General features: G+C 54.0%; 14 protein-coding genes. 2 read left to right on the plus strand and 12 right to left on the minus strand.

The annotated features are described in order from the left end of the window. Positions 1-61: 61 nt before the first annotated feature. Positions 62-334, plus strand: a complete 273-nt coding sequence (locus RMSM_RS07395) for a ferredoxin reductase domain-containing protein (protein WP_040764637.1) — start codon at positions 62-64, stop codon at positions 332-334. A 10-nt stretch (positions 335-344) separates the two neighbouring features. Here RMSM_RS07395 and RMSM_RS07400 read toward each other — a convergent pair whose 3' ends face one another. From RMSM_RS07400 to RMSM_RS40755, 10 genes are all read right to left on the minus strand, one after another. Beyond that, positions 345-1,004, minus strand: coding sequence for a hypothetical protein (locus RMSM_RS07400; protein ID WP_008693682.1), 660 nt, complete (start codon positions 1,002-1,004; stop codon positions 345-347). Further along, on the minus strand, positions 1,001-1,585 hold the full coding sequence (pilO, locus tag RMSM_RS07405; RefSeq protein WP_040764638.1) for a type 4a pilus biogenesis protein PilO: 585 nt from the start codon (positions 1,583-1,585) through the stop codon (positions 1,001-1,003). The genes RMSM_RS07400 and pilO overlap by 4 nt, the downstream gene beginning before the upstream one ends. After that, positions 1,582-2,190 carry a PilN domain-containing protein gene (locus RMSM_RS07410; protein ID WP_008693685.1) on the minus strand — a complete coding sequence of 203 codons (609 nt, stop codon included), beginning with the start codon at positions 2,188-2,190 and terminating at the stop codon, positions 1,582-1,584. Before RMSM_RS07410 ends, pilO begins: the two co-directional genes overlap by 4 nt. Beyond that, positions 2,181-3,272, minus strand: a complete 1,092-nt coding sequence (pilM, locus tag RMSM_RS07415) for a pilus assembly protein PilM (RefSeq protein ID WP_008693688.1) — start codon at positions 3,270-3,272, stop codon at positions 2,181-2,183. Before pilM ends, RMSM_RS07410 begins: the two co-directional genes overlap by 10 nt. A gap of 13 nt (positions 3,273-3,285) precedes the next feature. After that, on the minus strand, positions 3,286-4,494 hold the full coding sequence (locus tag RMSM_RS07420) for a type II secretion system F family protein (protein ID WP_008693689.1): 1,209 nt from the start codon (positions 4,492-4,494) through the stop codon (positions 3,286-3,288). Between the two features lie 18 nt (positions 4,495-4,512). Next, complete coding sequence (locus RMSM_RS07425) at positions 4,513-6,249, minus strand: GspE/PulE family protein (RefSeq protein ID WP_081614056.1); 1,737 nt, start codon at positions 6,247-6,249, stop codon at positions 4,513-4,515. Next, entirely contained in the window at positions 6,246-6,581 is a 336-nt protein-coding gene (locus RMSM_RS07430; protein WP_040764640.1) for an STAS domain-containing protein, read from the minus strand. The genes RMSM_RS07425 and RMSM_RS07430 overlap by 4 nt, the downstream gene beginning before the upstream one ends. A 14-nt stretch (positions 6,582-6,595) precedes the next feature. Continuing rightward, the gene (locus RMSM_RS36540; RefSeq protein ID WP_008693695.1) at positions 6,596-8,038 is read right to left on the minus strand and encodes a sensor histidine kinase; all 1,443 of its coding nucleotides are present in this window, start codon (positions 8,036-8,038) and stop codon (positions 6,596-6,598) included. 16 nt (positions 8,039-8,054) lie between these two features. Further along, positions 8,055-8,462 carry a response regulator gene (locus RMSM_RS07440; RefSeq protein ID WP_008693696.1) on the minus strand — a complete coding sequence of 136 codons (408 nt, stop codon included), beginning with the start codon at positions 8,460-8,462 and terminating at the stop codon, positions 8,055-8,057. A 129-nt stretch (positions 8,463-8,591) separates the two neighbouring features. After that, positions 8,592-8,999, minus strand: coding sequence for a prepilin-type N-terminal cleavage/methylation domain-containing protein (locus tag RMSM_RS40755; RefSeq protein WP_008693698.1), 408 nt, complete (start codon positions 8,997-8,999; stop codon positions 8,592-8,594). A gap of 222 nt (positions 9,000-9,221) precedes the next feature. Between RMSM_RS40755 and RMSM_RS36550 the strand changes: the two genes are divergently transcribed. Next, positions 9,222-10,859, plus strand: a complete 1,638-nt coding sequence (locus RMSM_RS36550) for an HD-GYP domain-containing protein (RefSeq protein WP_008693699.1) — start codon at positions 9,222-9,224, stop codon at positions 10,857-10,859. Positions 10,860-10,883: 24 nt separating this feature from the next. On the opposite strand, the gene RMSM_RS40760 is transcribed toward RMSM_RS36550, so the two are convergent. Together RMSM_RS40760 and RMSM_RS07455 are read right to left on the minus strand one after the other, a co-directional pair. Next, on the minus strand, positions 10,884-11,048 hold the full coding sequence (locus RMSM_RS40760) for a hypothetical protein (protein ID WP_008693701.1): 165 nt from the start codon (positions 11,046-11,048) through the stop codon (positions 10,884-10,886). Positions 11,049-11,090: 42 nt separating this feature from the next. Then, positions 11,091-12,802 (minus strand): secretin and TonB N-terminal domain-containing protein (locus tag RMSM_RS07455; protein ID WP_040764641.1); only part of this gene is annotated, 1,712 nt, incomplete at its 5' end.

A 12,802-nucleotide genomic window follows, 5' to 3' on the forward strand; every position in this document is an offset into this window, starting at 1 on the left:
TTGCGGCACTGGTTGCCGGAGGTGGTAAAGCTTGTTTTTTGGGGGGCCTTGGTTTAGCCGATTGCGAGCGTGCCTGCGATTTGCGTTTGATGCGCTAAGTCACCGTCCCGGTTGGTCCGAGGCATTCGATTGGGGAACGGCGATCGATGCTCGTGGCGAAGAACTGTGTCGATTACTCTCCGAACCGACAACCTACGTCTACGTTGCCGGGCTTGAAATCATCCGCGACCAACTCAACGAAGTGATGGCAGAGATGGCGGGTTCGAACCAGACATGGTTCCGCTGGAAAGAGGATCTCGTAGCCGAAGGCCGCTGGATTGAACTGCTGTATTGATCCTGTCGAATTAGTCTTCCAAACGGGTTGGAATGCTTGACTCCGCAGGTACCGCGGTCAATGGTTTGCCCGTTACCTGCGCTCGCAGGTCTAGCTCGGTCGACGTGGTTTCACTCACGACGGGATCAAGAGGGATTTCCACGGCAACGATCACTTGCTTGGGCGTGATCTCGACGACCCGTCCCTGAGGCAGGATATCTCCGACGCGAACCAATTTCGATCCGATCACCGCGATGCGTCCTGACGTGTTTTCGTAAATGATCTCGACTTCATCGTGAGGCCGATGTTCGATCGTGGTTTGAGGTTCCACCGGGGTGGGCTCGATCACCACGGGCGTCGCAACCACCTGCGGGACTTCCGGCTTTTCCTCTTCTTTTATCGCTACTGGCGTCTGTGCTTTGACAAAAATGGTTTCAAAGGGATTGGTCGCTAAGACGTGGTCGAGATTGACATCCGGCCAATCCGCAGCCGCAGCAAGGTTGTCGGATGATTTTCGAAACGAAGCCTTGGTGATCGCCCGACTTTTTCGCAGTGACGGAGGCATGTCAAATTCATCGCTTTTCTGCTCGGGAGAAAACAGCACAAAACCCAACACGCCGACCAGCACGACAATTAAAGCCAACTTTTTCGGAGTCAGACTCGATGTTGATAGAAATTCACTTTGGCTCATTGCAGTTTCCCTGCCGCGGATAGCTCTGGATTCAAATCGAACAGCAACCGCAATTGACACTCTGCCGTGAACGCTTGCTCGCTGCTTCGGGGGGCTGTCACACTTAACCGGGCGATGCGATAGCTTCGCGGCAGTTGCTGAAGCCCGTCTAGAAATCGACAAAACCCGGCGTAGGAACCTTCTCCGACAAAGCGAATGTCCATCTCGTGGTGCAGCGATTCGCTGACCACCGCACCGGGACGAAAATCACGGATCTGAAACTGGCTCGCTTTGGCCAGTTCCGAAAGTTCGCTGAGAAAGTTGATCTCGCCGGCCTTGGCAGGGATTTTCGTTTTGAACTCGGAGACACGTGTCGCAGTGGTTTGAACTTGAAGTTCGGTTTCTCGATGCGACGCGTGAATGTCGTCGCTCTGCTGCAGCAGCGCCACCGACTCGGCTTGGACAACGTCGTTTTGCATTCGCGTTGCCTGCAGCTCCTGGCGGACCATCACCATCAATATCAGAATCACTAACACTCCGGCGATACCTCCGCCATGCAGCATCAGGTTGCAGGATCGTCTGCTTTGAAAAATTTCGTTCATGTTCCCGGCGACTCCGCAAATTTGCACTCAATTTGGAATTGACGACCGTGCGTTTCGTCAATTTGATACATCAGCGACGACTTCAGTTCGACTAGGTGAAACACATTTGATTTACGTAACGATTCGACGAAACTAGCCAAGCTTTGGTCGCCATCGGTAACGCCTTGCAACGAGATGCTGCAAAGGTAGGTGGGCAACGATGCCGCAGCGGCCCTCTTGGAATTTTCTCGGTTTCGGTTGGACGATAATTGCATTCGCTCGATTTGAACTTTGCCGCTACTGGATTTTGCAGCTTCGCCTAGAATCGCCAGTAATGCGAGTGATCGGTCGGGGATGCAAATTGATTCGAGCACGTCGACCTCTTGTTGCAAGACATCGAGCCGCGAATCCAAGCTGGCGGTTTGAACCTGCAGTTGTTGCAGCGGCTGAATTTGGTTTGCCAATACGTCGAGCTGCAGTTGGCTGTGTTGGACGTCGCGATAGTTGCCAGCCATGACGACGATCCCAGCAATCAATAGTGCAGCCCAAACCAACGCCCACTGACGTAGGCGTCGACGCACCAACATCTTGATCACAAGTTTTTCGGGCAACAGATTTATGAACATGATCGTTGCTCCCAACGCAGGGCCGACAATGCCGCGGCGACTCCGAATTGAGCGTCATCCGCCGCCTCGTGCGGTTGGCTGGTGGGCAGACACCATGTCGATGTCGGAATCCCAAGCTGTTTGCTAAGACCTTCGGGCAGATGACGAATGGATGCTCCGCCACCGAGCAAGACCAATTCCGATGGACTGCGAACGCCAAATTGTTGCACTGCATATTGGAGTGTCCGTTTCAGTTCGTTGATCAATTTTGCAACGGGTTGCTCGAGCATCTGAGCTGGTCCTGAAACGAGCGTTCGCTCCGCTTGGTCCGGCGGTGTGACCGCATAGCGGATCAGCAACTGCATCGCTTGGTCGTGTGTCAGATTCAATGCCTGCTGTACCGGTTGCATCAACGTGCGAAGTCCACCGCCGCGTAGCGGACGCGTGTAGATGGGTTGGCCATTGACCACCAAAACAAAGGTAAATTCGCTGTCGCCGAGGTCCAGTGCGACGATGGGTGTCGCAGAGATGCCGTGGATCATCGTGACCGCACGAGCAAGTGCACAAGGTAATCCATCGAGAACTTGGCATTCATAACCGGCCGACGTCAGATCCTCGGCCACCCCCATGGCAAGCGTGGCCGGCATGCGTAACGCGGTGACGTTGGACGCTTGATCCGCCGCTTCGTTGGTACTCCAGAAATCGAAAACATAGTCGGTCTCACCGATATCGTCGTCAGCGGCAAGTTCTTCGCAAACCATATCGCGTGTTTCATCGTGGGACGCCGCGGGCAATTCAAGCGATCGCAGCGAATGATACGACATTGAAACGACGGCTGCGCATTCGGAGCGGGTAAACAGTCCTCGCAGTTCGGCGAGCCGCAGATGTTTGTCTGCAAGATTGATCGGTCTTGTGTCGTGATCATGCTGTGGGGGCTGTTCGCGACGGACGCACCAACGTTGGCAAATCTGGTAGCGGTCACCGGATCGTTGGACTTGCGCCAACTTGATGGACCGACTGCCAATATCGATTCCGATCCAACCTCGCGGTGTCGATGCAAATCGAGGTTTCGCACGTTGCTGCAATGTCGTCAGTACGGACATCTTGACGATTCCTTTATTGAGGCATGGACGAGACGTCCAGCAGTGGAAGGATGACCGAAAATGCCACGCCAGCGACCACCATCCCGAGGAAGACAATTACGACCGGTTCGAGCAGTTTCACTAAGTCACGCAGATGGCGTTCGCCTTGATCCTCAAAATACTCACCGACCATTTTTAGCACGTCCCCGAGCTTGCCTGTCTTTTCTGCTGTGGCAACCATTTGTGCCGCTCCGGACGGCAGAAAGGGCGACGACAGCAAAGTGGGGCCGAGACCTTCGCCACGAAGTACCTCGGATTCAAGCCGCTCATACATCGATCGAAACAAAGTGTTGCTTGACGCGGATCGGCACAAACGGATGCTTTCAACGAGAGGAACCCCACTACTAAGCATCGTCCCCAGCAGACGAAACGTTCGTCCCGTTGACAGCGAACGTGTAGCTTTTTTGGCAAACGTAAAATTCAGCGAAGCGTAATCCCAGGCGTCGCGGATGAAACTCGCGTTTCGAAGCGAATATGCGACAAATGCCAGTCCGAGAAACCCCGCACCAAGCAACAGAAAATGGCCGCGTACGAATTCACCCATGCTTAACATCAGCTGGGTAAACGGCGGCGGTGCTTTTTCCAAGTCCGCAAATACCTTTGCGAATTGAGGAAGAATGAAGAAGAACAGCACGAATAGCACCACCAGTGTCACGACACAGAGTACCAAGGGATACATCAATGTCGACACGACGGTTTGTCGCATCCGCAAATCGCTTCGTAGCAAATAAGTCAACCGCTCGAGCACCTCGGTGATCGAACCGCTCTGTTCGCCCGCGGCGATTCCGGCAATAAACGTTTCATCGAAGACATGAGGATGTTTTCGCAATGCGTGTGCGAATGTCGATCCGCCTTCGATGTCATCGCTAACGCGGGTCATTACGGTTTGCAGCGCGGGGTTGGTGCATTGGCCGGCAACCGATTTAAGAGCTTCCGAAAGATCCACGCCCGATTGGCTCATGATCGTGATTTGCGACAACATCATCACAATGTCGTTCTTCTTGATGCGATTGCTCAACGAGAATGATGCCGGACGTACTGCTTTGACTTGATCGGCACCGATTTGCAGCAAGAACAATCCCTGTTGCCGCAGTTGGGAACGTGCTTCGGCCAACGAGTTCGCTTCGATCTCACCGACGGTGATTTCGCCGCTGCGCTGTTTGGCTCGGTAGTTAAATTTCATGCTAGGTTCCCTCTCGGTTTAATCGACGAAAGCCACTCTCGCTACTTCTTCGAGACTCACTTTGCCTTCCTCGGCTAAACGCATCCCCTCATCGACCAAAAACGTCCCGGAGCGTTTCAGATGTTGATTGCGAATCGCTTCAATATCGGCGCCCGCCGAAATGATTTCACGCATTTCGCGGTCGACGCACAACACTTCGTACAGCCCGGTACGACCCCGTGAACCGGTGTCGTAACAATTGCGACACCCTTCGCCGCGAACAAACGTACGACGCCGGTCCCCTTTGTATTGAAACGAATCAAGCATCTCGGGGCTGGGAAAGTAGGTTTCTTTGCAGGTCGGACAAACCATTCGCACCAAACGTTGTGCGATGACGCCTAACAACGCCGCGCCAATTTTGAACGGTTCAACGCCCATGTCGCGAAGCCGCGTCACGGCGCTGAAACTATCGTTGGTGTGCAGCGTGCTGAGCACCAAGTGACCGGTCAAAGCGGCTTGGATCGCAACTGCGGCCGTTTCCGCATCGCGAATTTCACCGACCATGATCACGTCGGGGTCTTGCCGCAGAATCGCTCGCATCGCTCCGGGGAACGACATTGGTTTATTGCCGCCCACCGGAACTTGCACGATTTGGTTCAAGTCGTATTCGACCGGATCTTCCACCGTAACGATATTGCGTTCAACCGATTTGATTAATTCGAGTGCGGAATAAAGTGTCGTCGTTTTGCCGCTGCCGGTCGGTCCGGTCACCAACACCAAACCATGAGGCCGATGCAACATTCCTTTGACGTCGCCCAACAATTTCGGAGGAACGCCCAGTTCATCCAAATTGAATGTCACGTTTTGGCGATCGAGAACACGAATCACGACCTTTTCACCGTGATTGGTTGGCAGCGTCGAAACCCGCAAATCGATTTCACGGCCTTCGACCGTCAAGTGGATACGGCCATCTTGGGGGATGCGGTGTTCGGCGATGTCGAGTTTCGCCATCACTTTGAGTCGCGAGATGATCGCCGGGTGAAAGTCGCGGCGAGGTCGTAGCGTTTCACGCAACATGCCATCGACACGGAAACGAACCGACGTGCATCGCCCGCCCGGTTCGACGTGGATGTCACTCGCTTTTTGACGAACCGCGCTGACAATCATGTAGTTCACTAGATTGATGATCGGGCTGCCGTTGGCCAACGACTGCAGATCAGCAATGTCGATATTAAAATGGTCCGCCTCTAAATTAACGGCGTCGGGATCCATGTCCGCTGTGACGGCGTCGACGGCAAAGTCGTTCTCGTAACAACGCGGCAGCATCCGCTCGATGACCGACCGCAGCGTCAGTACTGGATTGACTTGCAACCCGGTGATGCGTTCGATCTCATCGACGTGCTGAAGATTGTGCGGGTCGACCATGGCAACGCTTAGTTTGCCACGCACTTTGAACAAGACGAGCGATTCGAACGCTTCGGCCTTGGCCTTGGGCAACAACTGTACGACGGCCGGATCGACCATGCCGTCACGCAGCAGTGCGTATGGCACGCCACGTTGTTGGCTCAGAAAACGCAGCAGCGTGCCTTCATCGATCAAACCGAGTTCTAACAACGTTTCACCCAACCGCGCACCTTTGGCGGTATGTTCGGTGAGCGCTGCTTCGAGTTCATCGCGAGTAAGCACCCCGGCGCGGACCAGACGCTCGCCTAATGGCAGCGGAGTGTCGGCTACATCGGTGTGACTTCGCGTCGCGGAATCGAGGACCATGCTCATCGCGAGAAGCTCCCGACGGCAGAAACCACGTCATCGGAAATTGCGAATTCGCGATCCAGTTCTGTCGCTTGCAAAATCTCACTGCACAACGGATTGAGTGCTGCCAAGTGAATTGCGCCGCCATGTTGCAGGCAGCGGTCTCGCACATCTAACAAAAATTCTAAACCCGCGCTATCGATCAGCGGGATGTTGCGCAAATCAAAGACGATTTTGGGTTGGCCATGCCCAAAGCATTTCTCACAATGACCTGCTAATTCGACAGTGTGCTCACGGCTGAAGGGATCGTTTCCCGAGAGCACAAACACACTGCCTTGTTTGGAGCATTCGAACATTCGATTCACTCCATTTAGTTCAGAGGTAGGGTCAGTGTGAAGCGGGATCCGACATTCAGTTCGCTCGAGATGGCGATTTCGCCACCGTGTAGTCGTGCGACTTCTTGCGAAAACGCGAGTCCAAGCCCGCTGCCGCTGATCTCTTGAACTCGCGAATCATGGCTGCGGAAGAATTTTTCACAGAGTCGCGGCAACTCTTCCGCCGAGATACCAAAACCGGTGTCTTCGACTTGCAATCGAATCACGTCGGCATCGGTTTCGACCAACAAACGGACGCTTCCGCCGGTGGGGGTGTATTTGGCGGCGTTACTGAGCAAATTGACGAGCACTCCGGCGATCTTGTCTTTGTCGATACGTAACTTTGGCAATTTCGCGGGCAGCTTGCTTTCGAACGAGAGCGTTTTTTCTTGCAGTGAAGGTTGAACCTTTTCGATCACTTCTTCGATCAAACGCTGCATGTCGGTTTCATGTCGTATCACCGAAATCGCGCCCGATTCCATCTGGCTGACGTCCAGCAGGTCGTCGACAAAGCGGGCCAATCGCGTCGCTTCGGACATCAAAATGTTGTAAAAGCCCTTTTGATGTTCGACATCGATGTCGTCATTGTCGATCAACGTTTCCGCGTAGGCTTTGATGTTCGCCAGCGGTGTTCGCAATTCGTGGGTCGCGGTAAAGACAAATTGGTTCCGCATTTCTTCGGCAAGTTTCTGCTGCGTCACGTCGCGAAGACTCCACAGCGAACTGCCTTGTTCAAATGCATCACCGATCAGCGGAGTGCGGCTCAATCGCCAAACGCCCGCGGATAGTTCATTACCGAGCATGAGTTCAAGCATGAAACTGTTTGACTTTTGCTGCAGCTGATCGAGTTCTGCTGCGCTCGCGGCGTTGACAGCGTCAGCGAACCACTGGACGAGATCACGGCCAACGACATCGTCGGCCGAGGCAGCGCCGATCATCGCGGCGAATGCGTTGTTGGCAAGCACCACGTTGCCGCTGGGCGAGGTCAATGCGACCCCCTCGGATAACGCGTTAAATATGCCTTCCCATCGTTTGCCGGCCGAAGCGTCGAGCGTGTCACGAAGTCGTTCTTCGAGTGAGCTGAGCGTTCCCTGTTCGTTGATTTGTCGTAGCAATTTGTTCCATCCCGTAGCGACGGGAGTGGTTGCGATCAGCGGGACCAGATCAGCCGGAGAATTGCAAACACCAGTCGTGATATGCTGCAATTGGTTTTCGATCGATTCATTGATTTGAACCGATCGGCGCATGATAAAACTGCCCACCAAAAGCAGAAACAGCGGGACTGCGACGGTGATCGAGATCGATTCAATCAGGGCGCCTCGCCACGCGAGCGTCAACGCGACGCTGACGACTCCCAAAATCGAAGCCAGACCGCACATCAAATATCGGTCAACGATTCGGCTGCTTAGCGAAGGGATTGCGTTGGTGATATTATTCATGAATGCGGTTTAGGGTTCACGTACACACGGCGTGAGTGTCTTCGCTGGCAGTGAGCAAGTCGTTGACGACGGCAACAATTTCTCGGACGCTGAAGGGTTTGAGCACGAGTTTGGCGATGTCCCACTGCTCTCGCAGCTGTTCTCGGTCCAATTCCATCCCCTTCGCCGAGCACATGATGATGAACATTCCATCGAGTGATCGGTTTTGTCGGATGTAATGACAGAGTTCGGCTCCGTCGACATTGGGCATTTGGTAATCGGTGATCAGCAGATCAAACGATTGGCCGTCGATCAAATCCATTGCCTCGGCACCATCAAGGGCAACGGTGACATCAAATCCGGAACGCTCGAGATTGAATCGCAGCACATCGCCGAGGACACGATTGTCCTCCGTGATCAAGATCCGTCTTTTGAAATCACTCATTGGATTGGCCTAATAGGAATGATTGCGTTCACCGAGCCGATGTCGGCGAACGCAATCGTCACGGAAGGACTTGTAAGTTTGTGTTGGGTTGGGCGATCGCAAGCCGAGGTTGGCAGTTCGCATGCGAACCTACCATTTCGTGATATAGTCCGTATCGTTAACACAAAACTCACCGGTGGCCTCGTCGTAGATCCATCCACCTGCATCGGTAGCGGTTGAAAGCGGTGACGTTCCTGCCACAACGCCCGCACCGGGATCGGATCCCACCTGTGTCGCGGGGAAGGCACCCTGCAAATATGGTTTCAAGTCGGTGGTCAGGCTGGTGAGTTCGGGATACTCGCCCGTTTGAGCCTTATAAAGATCAATGGCATCGCGAATCACCACGAGTGATTGCCGAGTCGCGTTGTCACGTGCGTTACCCGCGGTATCAAACATGCGAGGCGCGGCGACGGCGGCAAGAATGCCCAGAATGAGTACCACGACGACCAATTCAACCAGCGTGAATCCTTTGCGACCCCAACGTCTTTTCTTAAACACTTTGTATCTACCCCTACGGAAGTACGATTCGTGCCGAGTGACTAAACATTCCCGGCTTACGTAAAAACATAGAACGCAATTAAGGAATGCACGGAAAGTCAAGAAAATTATTCTCACGTAATTTCCGGGGGGATTCGCAATTTTGCGGGCTAACCTTGGACAGTTACGAGACCTCGCTCGTCTCGTTTGTTCACGCGATTCCAGTCGAGATGAGTCATTCTGATGTCCGAATACCGTGCCCAGCGTCTGCTCGAAACGAGACATCTACAGCGTCCCCAAGAGGTCGCTGAGATCCTGCAAAAACATTTCCGCACGCCCTTTCACCTGGTCACCTCACAGGGTTCGGTGCGATTGGGTGTGACACCGCTCGCCGCCGATCAAGTTGAACACACTCATCTATCGCTTCCTGATACGCTACAGGTCGATGCGTTGGTGTCTGCCAAAGAGCCCTCGGTGCACGTTATTTCCGCTGATAACGCGATTTTGTCGATTCCGATGGGGAATCGATTGAAGCCATTTGCATTGTGCGGAATCATCCGTGAACGTGATGTCAATTTGAGTATTCCGTTGGCAAAGATGATCGTCGAGAATGTTGAGAAGCAGCAGCAGATTGCATCGCGTGATGCGCAGCTTGAAGAATACGCTTCGCAGGTCACTCGTGACTTCGAAGAACTCAGTTGGCTGCGCTCGCTTGCCGAACGTCCGGAACTGTGGCATCCGCAGAACGATTTGAAAAATATTGCCAGCGTCATCCTCCCCCCGCTGTGCGATGTTTTGTCCGTGGAAGCAATTTTTCTGTTCGTGACGGATACGCAAACAGGTGCGGATACGCTGGCGCTTCGTGTCGGGCAGACGAAGGTTCGCGACGAGACGATGATGGAACTGGTGGGCCAGTTTGCCGATCAGACCGTCGAACAACCGGTGGTTCGCAATTCCAATAGCCTCCATAGGGGGTGGCAGGATCTGGAAGGAATTCGTAGTTGTGCGTTGGTCCCGATTGCCAGCAACACACAGCGGTTTGGTTGGTTGGTGATGATCAACAAATTGTCGCCATGCTCCGATGCCGCGGTAGCCGATCTGTCACCGCAACTGCGTGAATTTGGAACCTTCGAAGCCGGATTGCTCCAGTCCGCTGGGTTGAATTTGGCGGCACACGCCAGCAATCTGGAATCGTTTCGCCAGATCGAAGATCTGGTGGTCGGGGTGATCCGAGCGATGATCAACTCGATCGATGCGAAAGATGCCTACACTCGCGGTCATAGCGATCGTGTGGCTGCGATGGGCCGAACCCTTGCTGCGAAGCTGGGGCTCGATCCTCAAGAACAACACAATGTCTATATGGCAGGGTTGCTGCATGACATTGGCAAGATTGGGGTCCCCGACTCGATTCTCGGAAAACCAAGTCGTCTAAGCGAGGAAGAGTTTGCGATCGTTTCACGCCATCCGGAAATCGGTTGTTCGATTCTGAAACACTTAAAACAGCTCGACTTCGTGCTTCCAGGCGTGCTGCACCATCACGAGTGTTTTGATGGAAGCGGCTATCCGCATGGATTGGCCGGCCAAGAGATTCCATTGATGGGGCGGATATTGGCTGTGGCCGACGCGTACGACGCGATGACGAGCACCCGGCCGTATCGAAACGGCATGCCACGAGCCAAAGCCGAAGCCATCCTACTAGCTGGATCGGGTGAGCAATGGGACGACCAAATCATCGACGCGTTCATGCAGTGTGCCGATGAGATGTATGGCATTTGCCAAGTCAATCGCCAACATCCCACTCTGCTACTGAGCGATCGCGGTAGCGGCGATGCAGCCTGGGACGAAATTGATGTCGCGGTGAACTTGTCACTCAGCAAGTAGCGAAATCCGGATCAAGTCGACGCATTACTTTTTTCGCCGTAATTTCACGCGGCGGTTTCCGGAACGTCGTTCCATCGACTTGGGCAGTTTTGTCTCGTTTTTACGTCGATTCTCTTTTCGACGTTCGGGATTGTCGCGTTTCTCGAGAAGATGTAAGAGTTCCTCGGGAATCTCGGGATCGTTGGGCATCGTCAGATGATCTCCGCGCTAAGAAGCTATTGGGGATTGCACTTATTGGACATCCAAATCAGTAGGGTGGTTCGACGTATAGTCCGATTCGTAGTAGACCGGTGCATAACCGTCATTGCCCGAGCGGTCTTCGACAATCACTGCTTCGGCCGATTGATCGACGAAACGTCGGGTAGCCGTTCTCGATGAAGAGGTTGGGTGTGGATCGGGCGCGAACGTTTGTGACGGGGAGCGAGCGGCGCGAGGTTTCAGAAGGACGGCGTTGGGATCAACGGCTTCGGGTTCCCAATGGCGGCGATCGATCGGTTGCAATCCATCATGGAATAACGGTGTCGTCGCCTGTTGTACTTCTACGGGATGGATGTCGCGGCATCCCGGTACGTCCGGCAGGATCCGTGGCAACAACGCGATAATGATTTCGCTTCGCTCTCGTTGAACTTCATGACGCCGAAATAGTTTGCCTAGCACCCACAGGTCGCCGATCCATGGAATGCGGCTTTGACCCGTCGTGTTGCCTTCTTTGATCAACCCGCCGATTAACATCGCCTCGCCGTCGGCCAACATGATACGCGTTTGCAACTGAGTCGTTTCACTTTCCGGCAGACTGGTGGTGGCATTGATGCGTCCGGTAGAGACTTCAGGATTGACCTGCATCACAATTTGACCATCTTCGGTGATCGTGGGGGTGACCTCGAGAATGACACCGACATCGAGAAAGTTGACACTCTGCAGCGTGCTGGTCTGGGTCGTGGTCGTGAGCAAATAGCCAATTTGCCCGCCCACTTGGATACGAGCTTGTTGTCCGTTTAGAACAGCAATCTTTGGCGAGGCGAGGGTTTTGGAATCGGTCGTACTTTTAATTGCTTCGATCACGCCGTTCAGATCGCTCCCTTCGACACTCAATACGCCGCTGGGTTGTGTGCCGCCTTTGATAAAGTTTCTCGCTTCCAACCTGATCGGCGACCCCGCGACGCGGAGCATGTTGTTCATGTTAATCCCATGTCGGTTTTCCTCGCTAAGGTTGACCTGCAAAACATGGGCTTCGACCATCACTTGACGCGGGGCACAATCAACCTGTGCGATATATTGTTCGACTCGCGACAGATACATCGGCAGATCTTCGACAACCAGCTGCTCTTGTGTCCGTCGATGGTCGGTGGCCATCGATTGATTGATGAATACCTGGCCGACCGGTGAGAGCATTCCCGTGATGATCTTTTCTGCATCCTCGGCCGAGATATAGTCCAGCGCGAAGACACGCATCTCGCGTCCTTGCAAGTCCGCGGGGCCTTTGGTTTCACCGGAAATGTTGGAAACGATGATGATGTTATTTCGTTGGGTCCAGGTCAAACCATTGGCGGGAAGAATCGAATTCAGTGCGTCCGCAAGCGACACATCGGTCAGTTTCACGGTGATCCGCTGACTGACATCGCCGCTCGTGATGACATTGAGTCCCTGTTGCTCGGCGATCACATTCAGCACCGAGTCGACGGTCGTGTCCATCGCCGTGATCGAGATTCCGTGATGAATCGCGTCTGAGTACACACGTTCCTGAGGCGGTACCGCAGGAACCAATCCGACGTGATCCCTGCGAGAAGGGCCTTCCGACTGCCAGGCGGTCTGGGCGACGGTCGCCGTCTTTTCTCGCCAATGGGGATCGGGTTTGGTGAGCGGTTGGGATGAACGATTCACCTTCGCCGCAGATCCAGATGATTGCCGTGGATTGTGGCCGCGAATCTGGTCGGCAAGCGTAT

This window comes from Rhodopirellula maiorica SM1 (assembly GCF_000346295.1).
In the GTDB taxonomy this organism is placed as follows: domain Bacteria; phylum Planctomycetota; class Planctomycetia; order Pirellulales; family Pirellulaceae; genus Novipirellula; species Novipirellula maiorica.